This is a genomic window from Mesorhizobium sp. B2-4-19 (assembly GCF_006441315.1).
Taxonomy (GTDB): domain Bacteria; phylum Pseudomonadota; class Alphaproteobacteria; order Rhizobiales; family Rhizobiaceae; genus Mesorhizobium.
The window spans coordinates 1-20,766 of sequence record NZ_VFUV01000030.1 but is presented as its reverse complement, the minus strand read 5'-3'; the positions used below and the strand labels follow the sequence as shown (position 1 = coordinate 20,766).

Annotated in this window: 21 protein-coding genes; 16 read left to right on the top strand and 5 right to left on the bottom strand. The window is 63.3% G+C overall.

Annotated elements, in window-relative coordinates:
* Positions 1 to 6: 6 nt before the first annotated feature.
* The 3 genes from FJ546_RS30170 to fabD all read right to left on the bottom strand — a co-directional run bounded on the left by FJ546_RS30170 (position 7) and on the right by fabD (position 2,187).
* Positions 7 to 243 carry an acyl carrier protein gene (locus FJ546_RS30170; protein ID WP_006203723.1) on the bottom strand — a complete coding sequence of 79 codons (237 nt, stop codon included), beginning with the start codon at positions 241 to 243 and terminating at the stop codon, positions 7 to 9.
* A gap of 199 nt (positions 244 to 442) precedes the next feature.
* Positions 443 to 1,180 (bottom strand): 3-oxoacyl-[acyl-carrier-protein] reductase, encoded by a 738-nt coding sequence (gene fabG, locus FJ546_RS30165; protein WP_140892858.1) that lies wholly within the window; start codon positions 1,178 to 1,180, stop codon positions 443 to 445.
* 59 nt (positions 1,181 to 1,239) lie between these two features.
* Positions 1,240 to 2,187 carry an ACP S-malonyltransferase gene (gene fabD, locus FJ546_RS30160; protein ID WP_140892856.1) on the bottom strand — a complete coding sequence of 316 codons (948 nt, stop codon included), beginning with the start codon at positions 2,185 to 2,187 and terminating at the stop codon, positions 1,240 to 1,242.
* A gap of 278 nt (positions 2,188 to 2,465) precedes the next feature.
* Here fabD and FJ546_RS30155 point away from each other — a divergent pair, with 278 nt between their 5' ends.
* Positions 2,466 to 4,394: an LTA synthase family protein gene (locus FJ546_RS30155; protein WP_246687021.1), complete on the top strand. Its 1,929-nt coding sequence runs from the start codon at positions 2,466 to 2,468 to the stop codon at positions 4,392 to 4,394.
* 35 nt (positions 4,395 to 4,429) lie between these two features.
* Here the strand turns inward: FJ546_RS30155 and FJ546_RS30150 are convergent, their stop codons facing one another.
* Positions 4,430 to 6,076, bottom strand: coding sequence for a pilus assembly protein (locus FJ546_RS30150; RefSeq protein ID WP_140892853.1), 1,647 nt, complete (start codon positions 6,074 to 6,076; stop codon positions 4,430 to 4,432).
* A gap of 465 nt (positions 6,077 to 6,541) precedes the next feature.
* Here FJ546_RS30150 and rpsF point away from each other — a divergent pair, with 465 nt between their 5' ends.
* From rpsF to FJ546_RS30090, 13 genes are all read left to right on the top strand, one after another.
* Positions 6,542 to 7,042, top strand: coding sequence for a 30S ribosomal protein S6 (gene rpsF, locus FJ546_RS30145; RefSeq protein WP_010915168.1), 501 nt, complete (start codon positions 6,542 to 6,544; stop codon positions 7,040 to 7,042).
* Positions 7,042 to 7,290: a 30S ribosomal protein S18 gene (gene rpsR, locus FJ546_RS30140; RefSeq protein WP_006203718.1), complete on the top strand. Its 249-nt coding sequence runs from the start codon at positions 7,042 to 7,044 to the stop codon at positions 7,288 to 7,290. Before rpsF ends, rpsR begins: the two co-directional genes overlap by 1 nt.
* Before the next feature lie 216 nt (positions 7,291 to 7,506).
* A complete protein-coding gene (gene rplI / locus FJ546_RS30135) occupies positions 7,507 to 8,091 on the top strand; it encodes a 50S ribosomal protein L9 (protein WP_010915167.1) in 585 nt (194 codons plus the stop codon).
* A gap of 175 nt (positions 8,092 to 8,266) precedes the next feature.
* Positions 8,267 to 9,559 (top strand): cyclopropane-fatty-acyl-phospholipid synthase family protein, encoded by a 1,293-nt coding sequence (locus FJ546_RS30130; protein ID WP_140892851.1) that lies wholly within the window; start codon positions 8,267 to 8,269, stop codon positions 9,557 to 9,559.
* 80 nt (positions 9,560 to 9,639) lie between these two features.
* Positions 9,640 to 9,963 (top strand): YnfA family protein, encoded by a 324-nt coding sequence (locus FJ546_RS30125; protein ID WP_140892849.1) that lies wholly within the window; start codon positions 9,640 to 9,642, stop codon positions 9,961 to 9,963.
* A 2-nt stretch (positions 9,964 to 9,965) separates the two neighbouring features.
* Positions 9,966 to 10,937, top strand: a complete 972-nt coding sequence (locus FJ546_RS30120; protein ID WP_140892848.1) for a small ribosomal subunit Rsm22 family protein — start codon at positions 9,966 to 9,968, stop codon at positions 10,935 to 10,937.
* A gap of 141 nt (positions 10,938 to 11,078) precedes the next feature.
* Positions 11,079 to 11,237 (top strand): hypothetical protein, encoded by a 159-nt coding sequence (locus FJ546_RS31405; RefSeq protein WP_181168151.1) that lies wholly within the window; start codon positions 11,079 to 11,081, stop codon positions 11,235 to 11,237.
* A gap of 199 nt (positions 11,238 to 11,436) precedes the next feature.
* Positions 11,437 to 12,927 carry a replicative DNA helicase gene (locus FJ546_RS30115; RefSeq protein ID WP_140892846.1) on the top strand — a complete coding sequence of 497 codons (1,491 nt, stop codon included), beginning with the start codon at positions 11,437 to 11,439 and terminating at the stop codon, positions 12,925 to 12,927.
* A gap of 66 nt (positions 12,928 to 12,993) precedes the next feature.
* On the top strand, positions 12,994 to 14,397 hold the full coding sequence (gene radA / locus FJ546_RS30110; protein ID WP_115145179.1) for a DNA repair protein RadA: 1,404 nt from the start codon (positions 12,994 to 12,996) through the stop codon (positions 14,395 to 14,397).
* A 47-nt stretch (positions 14,398 to 14,444) separates the two neighbouring features.
* Positions 14,445 to 15,113: a CvpA family protein gene (locus FJ546_RS30105; protein WP_140892844.1), complete on the top strand. Its 669-nt coding sequence runs from the start codon at positions 14,445 to 14,447 to the stop codon at positions 15,111 to 15,113.
* A 102-nt stretch (positions 15,114 to 15,215) separates the two neighbouring features.
* Positions 15,216 to 16,685 (top strand): amidophosphoribosyltransferase, encoded by a 1,470-nt coding sequence (gene purF, locus FJ546_RS30100; protein WP_019857255.1) that lies wholly within the window; start codon positions 15,216 to 15,218, stop codon positions 16,683 to 16,685.
* A 24-nt stretch (positions 16,686 to 16,709) separates the two neighbouring features.
* The gene (locus FJ546_RS30095) at positions 16,710 to 17,450 is read left to right on the top strand and encodes an SDR family NAD(P)-dependent oxidoreductase (RefSeq protein ID WP_010915156.1); all 741 of its coding nucleotides are present in this window, start codon (positions 16,710 to 16,712) and stop codon (positions 17,448 to 17,450) included.
* A 379-nt stretch (positions 17,451 to 17,829) separates the two neighbouring features.
* Positions 17,830 to 18,048, top strand: coding sequence for a hypothetical protein (locus tag FJ546_RS30090; protein ID WP_010915155.1), 219 nt, complete (start codon positions 17,830 to 17,832; stop codon positions 18,046 to 18,048).
* A 49-nt stretch (positions 18,049 to 18,097) separates the two neighbouring features.
* Here the strand turns inward: FJ546_RS30090 and FJ546_RS30085 are convergent, their stop codons facing one another.
* Entirely contained in the window at positions 18,098 to 18,604 is a 507-nt protein-coding gene (locus FJ546_RS30085; RefSeq protein ID WP_140892842.1) for an OsmC family protein, read from the bottom strand.
* Between the two features lie 225 nt (positions 18,605 to 18,829).
* Here FJ546_RS30085 and FJ546_RS30080 point away from each other — a divergent pair, with 225 nt between their 5' ends.
* Together FJ546_RS30080 and FJ546_RS30075 are read left to right on the top strand one after the other, a co-directional pair.
* Complete coding sequence (locus FJ546_RS30080; RefSeq protein ID WP_140892840.1) at positions 18,830 to 19,717, top strand: DMT family transporter; 888 nt, start codon at positions 18,830 to 18,832, stop codon at positions 19,715 to 19,717.
* Positions 19,718 to 19,777: 60 nt separating this feature from the next.
* Positions 19,778 to 20,686: a DMT family transporter gene (locus tag FJ546_RS30075; RefSeq protein WP_140892839.1), complete on the top strand. Its 909-nt coding sequence runs from the start codon at positions 19,778 to 19,780 to the stop codon at positions 20,684 to 20,686.
* The last annotated feature ends 80 nt before the right edge of the window (positions 20,687 to 20,766 follow it).

Here is a 20,766-nt window from a genome sequence, read left to right as displayed (position 1 = left end):
AAAGCGTCAGGCCGACGCCTTGTCGATGTACTTAACCGCGTCGCCGACGGTCAGGATGGTCTCGGCCGCGTCGTCGGGAATTTCCACGCCGAACTCTTCTTCGAACGCCATGACGAGTTCGACTGTGTCGAGGCTGTCAGCGCCCAGATCATCGATGAAGCTCGCCTGCTCCGTCACTTTGTCGGCATCGACTCCAAGGTGCTCGATGACGATCTTCTTGACGCGCTCTGCGGTGTCACTCATTTGGGGCATCCTCGTCTTTTGGTTGTCTGTCTTCGTTAGCGGGCAGAATGCCGCTAATCAAGCTGAAAGATGGTCCTGCCGGAAACGCAACGGCGACGAACCGGTTTTTGCCCGAACCGCCGGGTTGCGGGCCGCATTACACGAAAAATGGCTGAGGTCCAAGGTGAAATGGTCTCTTTTCACAGGCCCGCCATATCCGTCAAATCATGGCCATGCCGCCATTGACATGAATGGTCTGGCCGGTGACGTAGGCGGCCTCGTTGGAGGCGAGGTAGGCGACGGCGGACGCCACTTCAGCACCCGTGCCCATGCGGCGCGTCGGAATCGCCGCCATGATCGCCTCCTTCTGCTTGTCGTTGAGCTTGTCGGTCATCGCCGATTCGATGAAGCCCGGGGCGACGCAGTTGACGGTGATGTTGCGGGTGGCGATCTCCTGCGCCAGCGATTTGGAGAAGCCGATCATGCCGGCCTTTGAGGCGCAATAATTGGCCTGGCCGGGATTGCCGGTCACGCCGACCACGGAGGTGATGTTGATGATGCGGCCATGGCGGCGGCGCATCATCGGATGGGTGAGTTCGCGGGTCAGCCGGAAAACGGCGGTCAGGTTGACCTCGAGCACGGAGTCCCAATCGGCGTCCGACATGCGCACGAACAGGCCGTCCTTGGTGATGCCGGCATTGTTGACCAGGATGTCGACGCCTTCGAGTTCGGCCTCCGCCTTCTGGCCGAGCGCCTTGACTTCGTCGCGGTTCGACAGATTGGCCGGGAACAGCTTGACCCGATCGCCGAGTTCGCCCGCCAAGGTTTCCAGTTTCTCGATGCGGGTGCCGTGCAGGCCGACAATGGCGCCTTGCGCATGCAACACGCGGGCAATCGCCTCGCCGATGCCTCCCGATGCGCCGGTGACGAGCGCCTTTCGGCCGGTCAGTTCGAACATTTTCGTCTCCTGATCTGAGAAAACACCCTTCACACGGGTGGGGTCAAATCGCCAGTGGATTATGCGAATGCGGCCAGCGCGGCCTCGACATCGGCCGGGGTGCCGACGGCCGATGTCGCGATGTCGCGGTTGATGCGCCGTGCCAGGCCCGACAGCACCTTGCCGGCGCCGATCTCGTAAAGCGTCGTGACGCCGTTGGCGCCGAACCATTCGACCGTCTCGCGCCAGCGCACGCGGCCGGTGATCTGCTCGACCAGGCGCCGGGCGATCTCGTCGGGATCGCTGGTCGGGGCCACCGTGACGTTGGACACTACAGGCACCGCCGGCGCATGCTTCGTCACACCGGCGAGCGCGTCGCGCATGACATTGGCCGCCGGCGCCATCAGCGCCGAATGGAAGGGTGCCGAGACCTGCAGCATCAGCGCCCGCTTGGCGCCCTTTTCGGTGCACAATTTGGCGGCCAGCTCGACCGCGGCCTTGGCGCCGGAAATGACAAGCTGGCCGCCGCCATTGTCGTTGGCGATCTGGCAGACCTTGCCGGAGCCTTGCGCGGCCTCGGCGCAAGCCGCTTCGACATCCGGCTGCTCCAGCCCGATGATGGCCGCCATGGCGCCCTCGCCGGCCGGTACCGCTGCCTGCATGGCGTTGCCGCGAATGCGCAGCAACCGAGCCGCATCGGCGACGGAAACGAAACCGGCGGCGGCAAGGGCCGAATATTCGCCCAGCGAATGGCCGGCGACATAGGCGACCTTGTCCTTCAGCGAGAAACCGCGCGCTTCCAGCGCCCTGATCGCCGCCAGCGAAACCGCCATCAGCGCCGGCTGCGCGTTGGCGGTCAGAGTCAAGGTCTCTTCCGCACCTTCCCAGATCAGCTTCGACAGGTTTTCGCCGAGCGCGTCATCGACTTCCTGGAAAACCCTGCGTGCCTCGGGAAAGGCGTCGGCGAGATCCTTGCCCATGCCGACAGCCTGGCTGCCTTGTCCCGGAAAGGTGAATGCGACGGCCATGCGTGGGCTCCCGAAGACTGGTTTTACTTGCCGATAACACGAATTTTCCCTGCCTGTGGCGCAAGGCGGGCCGCCAAGTCAAGCCCGGTTCAACCCGGCCCCAGTTGCGAACCGTACGCCGAGTGCCTGTTCCGAAAGGGCTTTTTGGCGATCACACCTGATGAAAACCGCTCACGAATCGTTCGCTGGCTCTTCTTATTTCCGCCACAGGCGCTAGCTTCGCGTGACAATTATATGACAATCGCGTGACTTGGGTTGTCGCCGGGTGGGAAGTTAAAGTGGCAAAGAGTTCAAAACGCGCCAGCAAAGCTGCGCCTCAATTCCTGGAAGACGATCCGTCCACCGGCTATTTGCCGGGCCGGAGATGGCCAGTCGTCCGTTACGGGCTGATAAGCCTCGCGATCTCCGCCATTCTGGTGTTCGCGATCGAATTGATCGTGCGCGGTGACGTTGCTGGCACCGTTTCCTTCTTCCTGCAGCCGCTCAAGCCGGGTTGGACCACCATCGTCGTGTTCGCGCTGATCCTCATCGGTCTCGACGCCGTTCTGGGACGCAGCCACCAGAGCCTGATGATCGTCGCGCCCTTGACGCTGGCGCTGGCTTTTGTCGGCCATCAGAAATCGCATTATCTCGGCGATCCGCTCTACCCGACTGACTTCCTCTACGCTCGCCAGATCTTCGCGCTGCTGCCGCTTCTGGTGCGTGAACGGCCGATGACCGCGCTTGCCATGGTCGTCGGCGTCATCGCCGGCCTGTCGCTGCTCGTCTATGGCTGGCGGCTGTGGCGCCGCAAGATTCCAGCGCTCAGCCACAAGGGCCGCCTTGCCCGGCTGACGCTGGCGGTGCCGCTGCTCGCCTTCTTCGTCTCGATCATGGACTATGCCACCTTCTCCTGGACCAGGGATCGGCTGCAGATCATCCCGATCATGTGGGACCAGAAGGAGAACTACGCGTCCAACGGCTTTGCGCTCGCCTTCGCGCTCAACGTGCCGATGGCGCACGTCTCGGCGCCGCCGGGCTACACGGACAAGGCGATCGCGGCGATCGACCGGCCGCAGGCGACGGCCTCGGTGCCCGATGAAAAGCCCGACATCATTGTCGTCATGAGCGAATCCTTCTGGGATCCGACCAGGCTGCCCGGCGTCACCATCACGCCGGATCCCATTCCCACCGTGCGGGCATTGCGTTCCGGTTCGATGTTCTCGCCTGAATTCGGCGGCATGACCGCCAACATCGAATTCGAGGCGCTGACCGGCTTTTCCAACGCTTTCCTTCCGGCTGGCAGCATCCCCTACCAGCAATATGTGCGCACGCCGACGCCTTCCATGGCGACCTTCCTGAAGAGCGAGGGCTACAGGGCGCGTGCCATCCATCCCGGCACCAACTGGTTCTGGAACCGTGGCGCGGTCTACGCCGATTTCGGTTTCAACGATTTCAAGTCGGAAGAGACGCTGCCGCCCATGGAAAAGCGCGGACCGCTGGCATCCGACGCGGCGATGACCGACGAGATCATCCGCGAAGCCGACGCCAGCGGCGACCCGGTGTTCTTCTTCGCTGTCAGCCTGCAGAACCATGGCCCCTATGAACCGAACCGCTATTACAACCCGACCCACGCGGTGCAGGCGCCGATCAGCCAGTGGGCGCGCGACTCTCTTTTGAGCTACGCGGAGGGTTCAGCCGACGCTGACCGCGGCCTTGAACGGCTGATCGAATGGGCCAAGAAGCGGGAGCGGCCGACGATTGTTGCCTTCTTCGGCGACCATCTGCCGCCGCTTGGGCCGGTCTATGTCGAGACCGGCTTCCTCAAGGACAACGTCGCGCCGCGCAAGGAGCCGACACCGCAAGCTGCCCTTGACCATCACGAAACGCCACTGATCATCTGGTCGAACCGGTCCGGTCCGGTCACGAACGTCGGCACGGTGAGCCCGGCATTCCTGCCCTATCATATCCTGACTGCCGCCGGCATCAGCCATCCCTACTATACGGGCTTCCTGGGCGAGATGCGGGAGCGCTACCGCGTCGTCGACCGCAACCTGCTTCTGACCCCGGCCGGCGAGGCCACGCCCGACTGGTCGCGCCAGAAGGAGATCGACCCGGCGATCCGCGATTTCCGGCTCATCCAGTACGACATGATGTTCGGCAAGCGCCACGCGGCGCCCGACTTCTTCCCCGAGACGGTCGACAAGGTCGTCGCCCACACGAGTTGATCAGCCGAGCCATCGGATTCAGCCTGGACGAACACTCAATTCGTCAGTTGCAGCCTTGAGAACTTGTTGGCGATCTGCTGGAAAACGTCGGGCAGCTTGGCCGGGTCGTTGACTGCATAGTAGCCGCTCGGATCGGATGCACAGGCACTGTAAAGCGCGCGGTTGGCGGCGGTGTCGGATTGCAGCACCATGGTGTAGATCTGCACGCCCTCGTTCTTCAATTGCGTGCAAACGCTTTTAGTCCAGCCGTCGACATTGCGCGCCGCGGCGGTCTGATCGTCCGATCCGAAACGGCCACCCGCCAGATAGCCATAGGATGTGTAGTCGGACTTCGTCGGCTGTTCGCTGGCGCCAAAGACAACGTTCTCGCCGTCGGTGAGCAACAGCACGATCTTGCTGATGCCAGGCGTCTTCCACGGCGCTCCATCTGTGTAGGGCGCGGCGGGCGACAGCACCCGCATGCCCCACGACAGGCCTTCGGAGACATTGGTGCCCGAACCGTTCCACTCGGTCATCTCGCTTGCTGCCTTGCGCAGCTTGTCGAAATCGTCGGTCAGGGGGACGATGGGTGTCGGGCAAGCGCGGTTCGGGCCGACGGTGATGGGGGAACCCGTCTCGGTGATGAGCTCCTTGGTCGGCGCAACATATTTAGCCACCTTTTCCTTGGCACCCTTGTCGGCCGGTGGCACAGGGTCGGCCAGACTGCTGAGATCGATACCGAGACGGTTGTCTTTCAGCTTGGCGATCTTGGTGTCGTCGCTGACGTCGTCGAGATAGGAATTGTTGTAATATTTGGCCGCATTGCCATAGGAGCTAGACGGCTTTTGGGCACCTTCCGGATCGTCCGGCGCAAAATACGGAACGAACAGCGTGTCGGGCTTGTCAGGGTCGGGTGGGGTATCGGAAATGTTATAAGCGCCCGGCCGCGCTTCGACACAGCCCTTCCATCCGGTGCCGTTCCATCCGGTCGCGGTCCATCCGGTGTCCTTGAGCTGCTTGAAAAGCGCCATATGATTGGGACGCTTGCCGTCGATGACGGGGAAATTGACGCCATTGGTGGAAGACTTGCCGTCCATGTCGATCCAGGACGGGTCGAATCCATCGCCATTGACGTTGACGGCCGTGACGAACGGAACCAGGGAGGCGCGAATCTGGCGCGTCGGCGATTTCGCCGCCTCGAGTGTGTCCAGCAGAGACTTCGTTGCCGTCCTCAACGCCGTCATGCGGGCACCGGCCATCGAGCCGGTATTGTCCAGCACCAGCACGACTTCGAGCTGATTGTTCGATTCGACCGCCCAGGCATCGACGGCAATGTGTCTGTTCCGGCCGAACAGGAAGCCGAAGTTCAAATTGACGTCGGCCGACGCAGCCGCCTTGGTCTTGATGAAGTTGACGCCCCTGTCGACGGTCAGCGTCGCCTGCGCGTTGGCGAGTTCGCCATGCCCGGCGATGTTGGCCTGAAAATAGCGGTCGAAGGCGTCGGTACGGGTAATGTCGAGGTCGCCGAGATGCGAGGAGGCAAGATTTGCGGCGTCGAGAGCGTTCTGCAGGTTGCTCTTGGCCCGCATGACGGTGGACACGTCGACCGCGAAGGCCACGGCCGACAAAATGGCCGGCAGCCCGAGCCCCATCAGCAGCGCGAAATTGCCGCTCTTCGAGCGCCAGAATCTGTTGAGAAGCATCCTTACCCCCGGAAATGCTTGCCGCTTGCTCTGCGCGGATCGCCCGGGCTTTTGCACCTTCCATGATGAATCGACCGTTGACGGCGAGGCTCAACCCTGCACAACCTGACATTGTGGTTAAGGGCAGGTTGCCGGAAATCACCAGGCCATTCCCGCCCTGCCGCCTGATTTTCCGGCGCCCTGCGACATCGGGAACACCGCTTGCCCTTGCCTTATCAGTGGATTGCTATATAGACGCCGCCAATCTGCCGGTCCTAGCTGGGGGCTGAACGGAGGGCCGGAGGTTCTATCGAAGCCTTCGTGTGAAGCCAGAAGTGCTTCCGCCTCCCGTGTCTCCGCTCTCGACCGTCTCGTGATGCTCCTTTCTTCCCCGCCCCTCTTAACCGGGACAAGCGGGTCAGAGAAGTTGCAGAGGCTTTTGCCGCCGGGAACCGGGAGAGAAACGAAGAAAGGCACGAAGACATAATGGCTCTTTACGAACATGTGTTTCTTGCCCGGCAGGACCTCTCGCAGCAGCAGGTCGATGCGCTTGTCGAACAGTACAAGGGCGTCATCTCCGCGAATGGCGGGTCCGTCGGCCGGGTCGAGAACTGGGGACTGAAGTCCCTCACCTACCGGGTCAACAAGAACCGGAAGGCCTACTACACGCTCATGGACCTCAACTGCCCGCCGGCAGCGCTCAACGAAATGGAGCGCCAGATGGGTCTGTCCGAGGACGTCCTGCGTTTCCTGACCATCAAGGTCGAGGCGCATGAGGAAGGTCCGTCGGCCATGATGCAGAAGCGCGAAGAGCGCTCCGAGCGCGGCAGCTTCGGCGACCGCGACCGTGGCGATCGTGGCCCGCGTTCGTTCGGCGACCGTGATCGCGGCGACCGTGGCGATCGTCCGCCGCGTTCGTTTGGCGACGCCGGTGGCGATCGTGGTCCGCGCCGTCCGCGCGAAGGCTTTGAAGGGGGTGCAGAATAATGGTCGACATCAACCAGATCCCGACCCGGCGCCCGTTCCATCGTCGCCGCAAGACCTGCCCGTTCTCCGGCGCCAACGCGCCCAAGATCGACTACAAGGACGTGCGTCTGCTGCAGCGCTACATTTCCGAGCGCGGCAAGATCGTGCCGTCGCGCATCACCGCCGTCAGCCAGAAGAAGCAGCGTGAGCTCGCCAAGGCGATCAAGCGCGCCCGCTTCCTCGGCCTGCTGCCCTACGTGGTCCGCTAATTCTTCCAGACGGGCGGTTCGCCGCCCGTTCCTTTCACCGGTCATGACGGGCATGACCGGTTCAGCCATCAAACCCCGAGTTGAGGTCAAGGCCTCTAACTGCCGCGACAGGCAGGACAGCGACACCGGCGCTCAAGGCGCTCAAGCTTCCTGACCTGTTCCAGAGAATTCGGCGCCTGCCTTCATGGACGGCGCCCAACCAAAAGGAACAAAACCATGGAAGTCATTCTTCTCGAACGCGTTTCCCGCCTCGGCCAGATGGGCGACACCGTCAAGGTCAAGGACGGCTTTGCCCGTAATTTCCTGCTGCCGCAGGGCAAGGCGCTGCGCGCCAACGAAGCCAACAAGAAGAAGTTCGAAGGCCAGCGTGCCCAGCTCGAAGCCCGCAATCTCGAGCGCAAGTCGGAAGCCAGCCAGGTTGCCGAAAAGCTCGACGGCAAGAGCTTCATCGCCGTTCGCTCCGCCGGTGAAACCGGCCAGCTCTACGGCTCGGTGTCGACGCGCGACATCGCCGAGCTGCTGACGGCGGAAGGTTTTTCGGTCAACCGCAACCAGATCCTGCTCAACCAGCCGATCAAGACCATCGGTCTCACCAATGTGGCGATCGCGCTGCATCCGGAAGTCGAAGTCACCGTCACGCTCAACATCGCCCGCACGGCCGACGAAGCCGAGCGCCAGGCCAAGGGCGAGACGCTGACCACCGCCGAAGCCATCTATGGCGACGACATCAACGACAATGCACGGCCGGAAAACTTCTTCGATCCGAATGCCGAGTTCGACGGCGGCGAAGACAACGCCTGATCGCGTACGGCAAGCGAGGGAGCAGCGCTCCGATCACTTTGTCGTAATCCAGCCGTTCTGGACCAATGCCCGGGCCTCTCGCCCGGGCATTTTTGTGCCAAAAGGAACTTTTCGAACCCCCATATATTGTTGCAGAATTAAGGCAGCCAGTCTGACCGTGAGGGGACACTTGGTTATGAACATTCTGCTGAAGCGCGTTCTCGACCGCCTGGTGCGCACGGGCAATCTCAAGGTAACCGGGCCAAAAGGCTCGACAGTCATCTTCGGCGACGGCAGCGGCGAGCCGGTGCACATGCATATCAAGACCCGGCATGCCGAACGCGCCATCACCTTCGATCCGATGCTGGCGGTGCCCGAATCCTACATGGACGGCGAACTCGACATTCTCGAAGGCGGCGTGCTGGGGCTGATGCGCATCGCCTTCCAGAACATGGGCAGCGGCGGCATCGACGCGACCTGGTCGAAAGCCATCGAAGGCTTGCGCCACGCCTTCCGCCGCCTGCAGCAGATCAATACCGCCTCGCGTTCGCGCCGCAACGTGCAGCGCCACTACGATCTGTCGGGCGATCTCTATCGGCTCTTCCTCGATGAGGACATGCAGTATTCCTGTGCCTATTTCGAACAGCCTGACATGACGTTGGAAGAGGCGCAGGCCGCCAAGAAGCGCCATATCGCCGCCAAGCTCAGGCTGAAGGCCGGCCAGACCGTGCTCGACATCGGCTCCGGCTGGGGCGGGCTCGGCCTCTATCTGGCCAAGGCGTTCGACGTCGACGTCCAGGGCGTGACGCTGTCGACCGAACAGCATGGCGTGGCCACCGACCGGGCGCATGCGCAAGGCCTGGAAAGCCACGTCCATTTCGAGCTGAAGGATTATCGCGAACTCAACGAACGCTTCGATCGCATCGTTTCGGTCGGCATGTTCGAACATGTCGGCGTCAACCACTTCCGCACCTTCTTCGACAAGGCGGCAACGCTGCTGAAGCCCGATGGCGTCATGCTGCTCCACACGATCGGCCGCTCCGGCGTGCCGTGGGCGACCAGCGCCTTCATCCGCAAGTATATTTTCCCGGGCGGCTACATACCCGCCATGTCGGAAGTGCTGCCGGCGATCGAGAAGTCCGGCCTCGTGGTTACCGACGTCGAGATTCTGCGGCTGCACTATGCCGACACGCTGAAGCACTGGGGCCAGCGCTTCGCCGCCAACCGCGACAAGGCCAAGGCAATCTACGACGAACGCTTCTGCCGCATGTGGGAATTCTATCTGGCCGCTTCGGAAGCCGCCTTCCGCTGGCAGGACCTGGTCATCTTCCAGTTCCAGATCGCCAAGAAGAACGACACGCTGCCGATGACCCGCGACTACATGGCCAAATGCGAAAAGGCCTTGGAGATGCGTGACTTGGGCCGCCGCGAGGCGGTTCCCGTCGAGAAGCCTGTCAAGCCCGCGCGCCGCCGCAAGGTGGCGGAATAGACACGCCGTTCGCCATTGGCGCTTGCCATTCCCGGCCCCTGCCCTGAAAAAGGCCTCGTGATCGTCACGAGGCCTTTTTCATGACTTACCTCCTCTATGCCGCTGCGGCGCTCGCCGAGATAGCCGGCTGTTTTTCGGTATGGGCCTGCTGGCGGCTGGAAAGATCGCCCTTGTGGCTGGCGCCAGGCTTCGTCTCGCTGCTTTTGTTCGCCTGGCTTCTGGCACTGGTCGACACCAACGCCGCGGGCCGCGCCTATGCAGCTTATGGCGGCATCTACATCACTGCCTCGCTTGCCTGGCTGTGGCTGGTGGAAGGCGTGCGGCCCGACCGCTGGGATCTTGCTGGCGCCGCACTCTGCATAGCCGGCGCGTCGCTCATCGTGCTCGCACCGCGAGGAGCATAGCGTTGGAACTGCCGGCCCCTCTTCGACAAGCTGTCGATCGCATCCTGGAAAAAATCCCGCTGCCTGAGCTGAAGCAAGCGGCGAAAACCCTGTCGGACCGCTACCGTGCAGAACTGCGCGACGGCCGCCTGCACATGGCGCAGGACATGGCGGTCAAAGCCTATCTGGCGACGCGGCTGCCGGCGACCTATGCCGCGGTCCGCGCCAGTCTCGACGCACTGAACGCGACCCGGCCGGACTTCGAGCCGAAAACCCTGCTCGATGTCGGCGCCGGTCCTGGTACGGTGCTTTGGGCCACCATCGATCTCTGGCCCGATCTCGAACAGGCGGTCTTGCTGGAGGCGAGTGCGGCCGTTCGCAAGGTCGGCGAGACGCTTGCCGCCGATGCCATCACAACCCGAACCGTCTGGCGTGCAGGCGATGTCACAACAGACCTTGCCGACCTTCGGCCGGCGGACCTCGTGACCTGCGCCTATGTACTGGACGAGATCGTGCCGGCATCGTTGCCCAAAATGGTCGACCGGCTGTGGCAGCTGACGACAGACACATTGCTGTTCGTCGAGCCGGGCACGCCGGCGGGCTGGCAGCGCATTCTGGCGGTGCGCGCGCAGTTGATCGCCGCCGGGGCGCATCTGCTGGCGCCTTGTCCGCACGAGGCGCCCTGCCCGCTTATCCCACCCGACTGGTGCCACTTTTCCCGTCGCGTCGCCCGCTCGCGCCTGCACCGGCTGGCCAAGGACGCCGATGTACCGTGGGAAGACGAGAAATTCATCTTTGTCGCCGCGTCGCGCCAGCCGGCCGCCTCGCATGCCGCGCGGGTCATCGCACCGCCGAAATCCGGTTCGGGCAAGGTTCTGCTCAAGCTTTGCCAGGAAGACGGCACGGCCACGGAGCAACTGTTCACCAAGCGTGACGGCGCGGACTTCAAACTGGCCCGGCGGCTGGACTGGGGCGACAGGCTAGCGTCCGAATAGAGCGCCACGGCATTCAGACAGCGCCGCCCAAGAAAATTTCGCAGCCACGTCGAATCCAGGCTGAGCCGTTCGACCATTGGCGTTCTCGGAGCTTCCGGGAAGCCAAAGCGTCAAGCAGCATCAGCCAACAGGAGAAAGACAGTGAACTATATCGCAGGATTTGTCGCCGCCGTGCCCACCGCCAGCAAGGAAGCCGCCTCTTACCAGCAGGCGCTGGACCTGACCCGCCAGCCGGCAGAACGACGTTTCCTAGAGGCTCGTCTCGATCAACTCGCCGAACATCGCACCCTACGCGACTAGACTCGTCCGATCTTGCGACAGTGTATTTTCCTGTTTTGTTCCTGATGCGGATTCGCTACGGTTGGCCGCCTGATTCGAGTCAATCGGGATTCTTTCCACCGATTTTTTTGCGCTGTGAACAAGCAGGAGAGGACGACGAATCTTCACCCGCCCTTAACGTGGTCTGCTACGGCAGGGTGGGATTGAAATCGGGGATGTCATGGCAGAGGCAGCGCGGAAATTCGGCGTGGCGGAGCAACCGCTCTATCGCGAGGCACCGAACAATATCGAGGCCGAGCAGGCGCTGCTCGGCGCGATCCTCGTCAACAACGATGCCTTCTACCGCGTCTCCGACTTCCTGAAGCCGGGCCATTTCTACGAACCCCTGCATCGCAGGGTCTTCGAGATCGCGGCCGAGCTCATCCGCATGGGCAAGGTGGCCACGCCGATCACCTTGAAGACCTTCCTGCCGGCCGACGAGAAGGTCGGCGACATGACGGTGGCGCAATATATCGTGCGTCTGGCGGTCGAAGCCGTCACCGTCGTCAACGCCACTGACTATGGCCGCGCCATCTACGACCTTGCCACGCGCCGCGCGCTGATCACCGTCGGCGAGGACATGGTCAACATCGCCTATGATGCGCCGGTCGACATGTCGCCTTCCGAACAGATCGAGGACGCCGAACGCCGCCTGTTCGAACTGGCCGAAACCGGCCGCTACGATGGCGGCTTCGAGAGCTTCACCGACGCGGTCAAGACCGCCGTCGACATGGCCAATGCCGCCTATATGCGCGATGGGCATCTGTCGGGTCTTGCCACCGGCATGCGCGATCTCGACCGCCGCATGGGCGGCCTGCAATCGTCCGATTTGATCGTGCTTGCGGGACGCCCGGGCATGGGCAAGACATCGCTCGCCACCAACATCGCCTTCAACATCGCCGAGGCTTATGTGCCGGCGCAGCAGGCGGACGGATCGTTCAAGGCGGCCAATGGCGGCGTGGTCGGCTTCTTTTCGCTCGAAATGTCGTCCGAACAGCTGGCGACTCGTATCATTTCCGAGCAGACCGAAATCTCGTCCTCAAAGATCCGCCGCGGCGAAATCAGTGAAATGGACTTCGAAAAGCTGGTCGCCTGTTCGCAGACCATGCAGAAGATCCCGCTTTTCATCGACCAGACCGGTGGTATTTCCATTGCGCAGCTGTCTGCCCGCGCGCGCCGCCTGAAGCGCCAGCGCGGCCTCGACCTGATCGTCATCGACTATATCCAGCTGATGCAGGGTTCATCCGCCAGGGCCTCGCAGAACCGCGTGCAGGAAATCACCGAGATCACCACGGGCCTGAAGGCGCTGGCAAAGGAACTCGCCGTGCCGATCATCGCGCTGTCGCAGCTGTCGCGTCAGGTCGAAAGCCGCGAAGACAAACGCCCGCAGCTCTCCGACTTGCGTGAATCCGGCTCGATCGAGCAGGACGCGGACGTCGTGATGTTCGTCTACCGCGAGGAGTATTACCTCAAGAACCGCGAGCCGAAGCTTGGCACCGAGGAATACGTCAAGTGGGAAAACGAGATGAACGAGATGCGCGGCAAGGCCGAGGTGATCGTCGCCAAGCAGCGCCACGGCCCGACAGGCTCGGTGACGCTCGCCTTCCACGGCGAATTCACCCGCTTCTCCGATCTGGCGGAAGAGCATCATATTGCGGAGAGGTTTGAGTGACCTTTTGAGACAGGCCTCGACCCTTCCGGCAGCTTCGTGCGCGTATCCGACGGCAGGCCACACCTGATGGCCAAATCGCGCGTCCAGTTCATCTGCCAGAACTGCGGATCGGTGCACCAGCGCTGGGCCGGCAAATGCGATGCCTGCGGCGAATGGAACACGCTGGTCGAGGAAGGGACCTCCGGCGGCATCGGCTCGGGGCCCGCCAATACGCGCAATGCCCGCAAGGGCCGCGCGGTGGTGCTGACCACCCTTTCCGGCGACATCGAGGACGCGCCGCGCATCATCTCGGGCATCGGCGAACTCGACCGCGCCACCGGCGGCGGCTTTGTGCGCGGCTCCGCACTTCTGGTCGGCGGCGATCCCGGCATCGGCAAGTCGACGCTGCTCACCCAGGCTGCCGCTGCGCTGGCGTCGCGAGGCCACCGCATCGTCTATGTCTCGGGCGAAGAAGCCGTCGCTCAGATCAGGCTGAGGGCGCAGCGGCTCGGCGTCGCCGACACGCCGGTGGAACTGGCGGCCGAGACCAATGTCGAGGACATCCTTGCCACGATCGCCGACGGCAAGCGGCCGGACCTGGTCATTCTCGATTCGATCCAGACGCTGTGGACCGACCTTGCCGATTCGGCGCCGGGCACGGTTACCCAGGTGCGCGCCGCCGCCCAGGCGATGATCCGTTATGCGAAATCCACGGGTGCCGCGATCGTGCTGGTCGGCCATGTCACCAAGGAAGGCCAGATCGCCGGCCCGCGCGTGGTCGAGCACATGGTCGATGGCGTGCTCTATTTCGAGGGCGAAGGCGGACACCATTACCGCATCCTGCGCACGGTGAAGAACCGCTTCGGGCCGACCGACGAGATCGGCGTCTTCGAAATGTCGGACAAGGGTTTGCGTGAAGTCTCCAACCCATCGGAGCTGTTTCTCGGCGAGCGGCATGCCAAATCGCCGGGTGCCGCCGTTTTCGCCGGCATGGAAGGCACAAGGCCGGTTCTGGTCGAGATCCAGGCGCTGGTGGCACAATCCTCGCTCGGCACGCCGCGCCGGGCAGTGGTCGGCTGGGACGGCGCGCGACTGTCGATGGTGCTGGCGGTGCTGGAGGCGCATTGCGGCGTTCGCTTCGGCCAGCACGACGTTTATCTCAACGTCGCCGGCGGCTACCGCATCAGCGAGCCGGCGGCCGATCTGGCGGTCGCCGCCGCACTGGTTTCCTCGCTCACCGGTCTTGCCCTTCCCGCCGATTGCGTCTATTTCGGCGAAATCAGCCTGTCGGGTGCCGTGAGGCCGGTTGCGCATGCGCAGCAACGCCTCAAGGAAGCCGAAAAGCTGGGTTTTGGTAGCGCGGTTCTGCCCTTGGGCAGCGAGGAACTTGCCGGAGGGATCGGGGCCGGTGCTTTCCAGCCCACCGAGCTTGCCGACCTCGTCGCGCGCATAGCCGGCTCACGTCGAAGCCGCGTGGACGACGAAGAATGACGCGGCTCGCCGAGCCGTGAAAAAAGAATCGGAGTGGGGTGAAAGACATGCCGATTACGCTGCTTGACGGAATCCTGGTCGGCTTCACCCTGGTCTCGGCGATGCTCGCCATGGTTCGCGGCTTTTCGCGCGAGGTCCTGTCGGTCGTCTCGTGGGCGGCGGCAGCGGCGGCGGCTTTCTTCTTCTACAAGCCGGTCCTGCCCTATCTGAAGCCCTACATCGAGAATGAGAAGATCGCCATGGCGGCCTCCGCCGGCGTCGTCTTCATCGTCGCGCTGATCGTCGTCTCGGTCATCACCATGAAGCTCGCTGACTGGATCATCGATTCGCGCATCGGCGCGCTCGACCGCACGCTCGGTTTCCTCTACGGCGCCGCGCGCGGCATCCTGGTCGTCGCGGTAGCGCTTTTGTTCTTCAACTGGCTGGCCGGCGCCAAGGCCCCGGCCTGGGTGACCGACGCCAAATCACGGCCATTGCTGGAATCGATCGGTGCCAAGATCGAGAACCTGCTGCCCGCTGATACCGAAAACGCAATCCTCAAGAAGCTCAGCCCGAAAGCGGGTGGCGAGACTCCGGCCGCCCCGGATGCGCCGGCGGCGGATGTGCCGGCAACAGGTGACGATGCAAATGCGCCGGCCCCGGACGACAATGACGCTGGCCCCGCGGACAACACAGCCAAGCCAGCACCGGCCGCACCAACGGCACCGGCAAACTGACCCCGAAAGGGCGCCTGAACAGACGATGGTGTGAACGACTGCACGGCGCGCGTTGCTTTCGACGCGAACCCGCATTATATGGCGATTTTAGCGGAGCTTAAGATGGCAGACGCAGACGACGTGCTTTCCGCCGAGGCCGACGACCATTTCCACGATGAATGCGGTGTGTTCGGCATTTTCGGGCGGCAGGACGCAGCGGCAATCGTCACACTCGGCCTGCATGCGCTGCAGCATCGGGGCCAGGAAGCTGCAGGCATCGTTTCCTATGACGGCAGCCAGTTCCACGTCGAACGCCATGTCGGTCTGATCGGCGACACCTTCACCAAGCAGCGCGTCATCGACAGCCTGCAAGGCAACCGCGCCATCGGCCATACGCGCTACGCCACGACGGGCGGCGCCGGCATGCGCAACATCCAGCCGTTCTTCGCCGAGTTGGCCGATGGCGGCTTCGCCGTCGCCCACAACGGCAATTTGACCAACGCCATGACGGTGCAGCGCGCGCTGCAGAAGCAGGGCGCGATCTTCTCATCGACCTCTGACACCGAGACGCTTCTGCATCTGGTTGCGACCAGCAAGGAACGCGACCTCAACTCACGCTTCATCGACGCCGTCCGGCAGGTCGAGGGCGCCTTCTCGCTGGTGGCGATGACGGCCAAGAAGATGATCGGCTGCCGCGATCCGCTCGGCATCCGCCCGCTGGTGCTGGGCGACCTCGACGGCGCCTGGATCCTGGCCTCCGAAACCTGCGCGCTCGACATCATCGGCGCGCGTTTCGTGCGCGACCTGAAGCCGGGCGAGATGGTCGTCGTCACCTCCAAGGGCATTGAAAGCCTGTTCCCGTTCGAGCCGCAGAAGACCCGCTTCTGCATCTTCGAATACGTCTATTTCGCCCGGCCGGATTCTTCGGTCGAAGGCCGCAACGTCTACGAGGTGCGCAAGCGCATCGGCGCCGAGCTGGCACAGGAAAACCCGGTCGAGGCCGACATCGTCGTGCCGGTGCCGGATTCCGGCACGCCCGCGGCGATCGGCTTCAGCCAGGCGGCCGGCATTCCCTTCGAGCTCGGCATCATCCGCAACCACTATGTCGGCCGCACCTTCATCCAGCCCGGCGATTCGATCCGCCACATGGGCGTGAAGCTGAAGCACAACGCCAACCGCCGCATGATCGAGGGCAAGCGCGTGGTGCTGGTCGACGATTCTATCGTGCGCGGCACCACCAGCCAGAAGATCGTGCAAATGGTGCGCGATGCCGGCGCCCGGGAAGTGCATATGCGCATCGCTTCGCCGCCGACCAGCGCCTCCTGCTTCTACGGCGTCGACACGCCGGAGAAATCGAAGCTCCTGGCTTCGCGCATGTCGGTGGAAGAGATGGCCGAATTCATCCGTGTCGATTCGCTCGGCTTCCTCTCCATCAACGGCCTCTACCGCGCCGTCGGCGAGGCCAGCCGCAACGATGAGCAACCGCAGTTCTGCGACGCCTGCTTCACCGGCCAGTATCCGACCCGCCTGCTCGACTTCGAAGGCCACGACAATGTGCGCACGCTGTCGCTGCTGGCGAACAGTGGGGCGTAGGCCAGACCTTACGGAAATTCTCGCATGACCCTCGACCTTACCGGCCGCGTCGCGGTCGTCACCGGTGCCTCGCGCGGCATCGGCTATTTCATCGCCAGGGAATTGGCCGCCGCCGGTGCGCATGTCATCGCGGTTGCGCGCACGGTCGGTGGGCTGGAAGAACTCGACGACCAGATCAAGGCGGCCGGCGGCCAGGCGACGCTGGTGCCGCTCGACCTCGCCGACATGGCCGGCATCGATCGGCTGGGCGGCGCCATCCATGAGCGCTGGGGCAAGCTCGACATCCTCGTCGCCAATGCCGGCGTGCTCGGCGTGATCTCGCCGATCGGCCATGTCGAGGCCAAGACCTTCGAAAAGGTGATGACCATCAACGTCACCTCGACCTGGCGACTGATCCGCTCGGTCGACCCACTGCTCAGGCTTTCCGATGCCGGCCGGGCCATCATCCTGTCGTCCAACGCGGCGCACTCGGCGCGCGCCTTCTGGGCGCCCTACGCGGCATCGAAGGCGGCGGTCGAGACCATGATGCGCTCCTGGGCGCATGAGACGCAAAGCCTGCCGCTGCGCGTCAACGCCGCCGACCCAGGCGCCACGCGCACCGCCATGCGGGCCCAGGCCGTGCCCGGCGAGGATCCGGAGACGCTGCCGCATCCTTCCGAGATCGCCAAGCGCATCGTGCCATTGGCCAGCCCGGAGCTGAAAGAGACCGGGCTGATCTTTCAGGCCAAGCACAACCGCTTCGTCGCCTACAGGCAGCCCGAATAAATTCACACCTTGGTTTTGACGGCTCGCGGAATCGCCTGGGTGGCCTATGTCAGGGATTAAAAGACCCTCCGGCTACGTTCTTCGAACCTAGGACATTCGAAACCGGAGGATCGGAATTCCTCGCATGCCTCACGCGGCGGCTGCAGCCAGGAGGCACTGAAGGGCACCGGCGGCGACGGGTTGTTTTACTGCTTTGCAACCAACTGAGCAGCGTGGGTCGCAAACCTTGCTCAGAGATACGCCACATCATCACGCGGCTGTGATCTGAGCGGGAAAAGCTGCGCGGCGGTCATGCTTTCGTCATTTCCCCGGAGTTGTTAGGATCGTAGCGACTCCCACAACAGCGAGAGCCCAAACTGGGCAGAACAAGGAAACTCCCATGGCTACGACCGCAGCATTGGTCTGGTATCTGGTAATCGCCGGCCCGCAGGGCGGCATGGTGGTGCTGCCCAGCACCTTCGACAAGCGCGAACAGTGCACCGCCGCCATCACCGAATATCAGAAGCAGCCGACCCCAGCGGGCTGGTCGGTGCAGTGCGTGCCAAGTGCCTCGCCCTTTACCGACGAAGGCGATGCCGAACAGCCGTCCGCGCAGTAAGCATTCGTCGCAACAAGGCCCGCTGCCGCTTGCCGCGGGCCTTCTGATTTCAGGGCCGGGCACTCACGGTCAATTCCGGCTTCTGGCTGATGGTCTGGAACACCACGCAATAACGCTCGGTCAGCTTCAGCAGTGCATCAATGCGCTCCTGCGGTTCATCCGTGTCGAGAGCGAAATTGAGCCGGATCGCACGAAAACCGACCGGCGCGTCCTTGGCGACACCGAGCGTGCCGCGAAAGTCGAGATCGCCTTCGGCTTCCACCGTGGCGGCGCCGAGCTTGAACTCGAGCGCCGTCGCCACTGCCTTCAACGTCACCCCTGCGCATGCCACCAGTGCTTCCAGCAGCATGTCGCCGGAGCAGAGTTCGAGGCCCGAGCCGCCGGTTGCCGGATGCAGACCGGCGATAGCGAGCGCCCTGCCCGTCTCGACCTTGCAGGCCACAGACTGATCGTCGATCGAGCCCTTCGCTCTCAGCGTGATCAGTGCTTGCGAGGCGTCGTCGCGGTAGACCTGCTTCAGCGGCGCCTGCATGGCCTTGAGTGTGGTTGCATCCATTTTCGTTGCCTCTTTCGCTTTGCAGCCAGCGAGCAGCATGGCTTCGTCAGATATCAGATATAAGTGCCGATCGCGTGCTGGAAGCAAGCAATCCCTGCCCCAATGCAAGCTCAGGGCTGGCGTAGCGCTGTGTCGGCTTTCACCCGTATAGCTGGGAGCCGAGGCCAGATTTCGCAGAGTCCTCAAGCTATTCCTGTCGCTTCCCGCACCTTTGGTCCGCGCCTTATGGCCGATGTCGCCATTCTCGAAACACGCGAAAGGGTTCTCGCCGGAATCCTGCTGACCGGTGCCGCCTATCTCCTATTTTCGACGCAGGACGCCTCGATCAAGCTGCTGGTCACCGGAATGACGGTCTGGCAGATCATGTTCTTCCGCAGCATCACCATTCTCGGCGCCTGCGCGGCGATCGGCGGGCGACAGCTGTTTGCGGACACGGTGCGCTCGCCGATCGTGCGGCCGATGCTGGTGCGCAGCGCGTTCACGCTTGCCGCCTGGCTCTGTTACTACAACGCCGCGCGCAGCCTGCAGCTCGCCGAGCTGACCACCGTCTATTACGCAGCGCCGATCATCGTCACCGTGTTTTCGGTGTTCCTCCTCGGCGAAAAGGTGCCGATGTCGCGCTGGCTGGCGGTTTTGATCGGTTTTGCCGGCGTCTTCGTCGCTTGCGACCCGACTCATCTCGGCCTGTCCGTGCCGGTGCTTCTGGTGCTGGCGGCCGCTCTTTTTTGGGCGATCGCCATCGTGCTCCTGCGCAAGACCGCGCTTGCCGAGCGCTCTATGATCCAGCTTCTCCTCAACAATTTCTATTTCCTGCTGTTTTCGTCGGTGCCGGCGCTGTTGTGGTGGCATACGCCTGATCTGGCCCAGTTGCTGCTTCTCGCCAGCGTCGGCGCGCTTGGCGGTCTGGCGCAATATCTCCTCTTCGAAGGCATGAAGCGCACGCCGGCATCGATCCTCGCGCCTCTCGAATACAGTTCGCTGTTATGGGCGTTCGCGCTCGGCTTCGCGATCTGGGGCGACGTGCCGCGCCGCGAAGTGTTTCTGGGTGCCGCCCTGATCATCGCCGCCGGGCTGCTGATCGTCGGCGGCGAGCATTTCCGCAAGCGGCTGTGATGGGGATGACGCTCACTGCTGACACTACGATGTCAGGACCGGACGGGGTAGGTTGTCGGCATGACTGACGTCGCAGCCGCCAAACCCGAAGCCTCCGAGCGTACGCTTGGCGTCATATTGGTGTCGTCATCGGCCGCGGTGTTCGGCCTGACCGGCGTCTTGACCAAGTCGATCCACGCCGATCCGCTGACCATTACCTGTTGGCGCGGCTTTGTCGGCTCGATCCTGATCAGCCTCTATGTGCTGTGGCGCCGCCACCGCTCGGGCAACCGCGGCACGCTGCGGCTTGGCTGGCGCGGCTGGCTGCTGGCGGTTGAAGGCGCGCTGGCCAGCATCGCCTTCATCTCGGCGTTCAAGTTCACCTATGTCGCCAATGTCGCGGTCATCTATGCGACGTCGCCCTTCATTGCCGCCCTGCTGGCTTGGGTGCTGGTGCGCGAGCCCTTCCGCCTGCAGACCATGCTCGCGGCGGCCGTGTCGTTGTGCGGCGTGGCCATCATGGTCTGGTCGGGCTTCGGCACCGGCAATCTGTTCGGCGACGGCCTGGCGCTGCTGATGACGGCCGGCAGCGCGCTCTACATGATCATGGTGCGCGCCTTCCGTGACACGCCCGTGGTGTGGGCCGGCGCGGTTTCAGCCTTCCTGCTGTTCATATTCGGCTGGTTCGTCACCGATCCCCTGGCGGTTTCGGCAAGAGATGCCGTTCTGCTCGTCACCTTCGGCGCATCCTTCGCATTGTCGTCGATCCTGTGGACGGAAGGGGCGCGACTTATCCCGGCGCCCGAATCCGGCCTGCTCGGCTCGGCGGAAGTGCCGTTCGCGATCCTCTTTGCCTTCCTGTTCCTGGCCGAGATACCGCCTGTCGCCAGCATTATCGGCGGCGCCATCGTGCTCTGCGCGGTGTTCGCCCATGCCGGCCGCGACTGGCTGGCGGCCCGCTCGCAGCAGGCAGCGTCAAAAATTTCTTAAAAAAGTGACGCAGTCACGGAACCATCATCGGACTCGGACATTATTGCTGCGACGGGCCACCCCCCCAAGTCCCCCCAAAC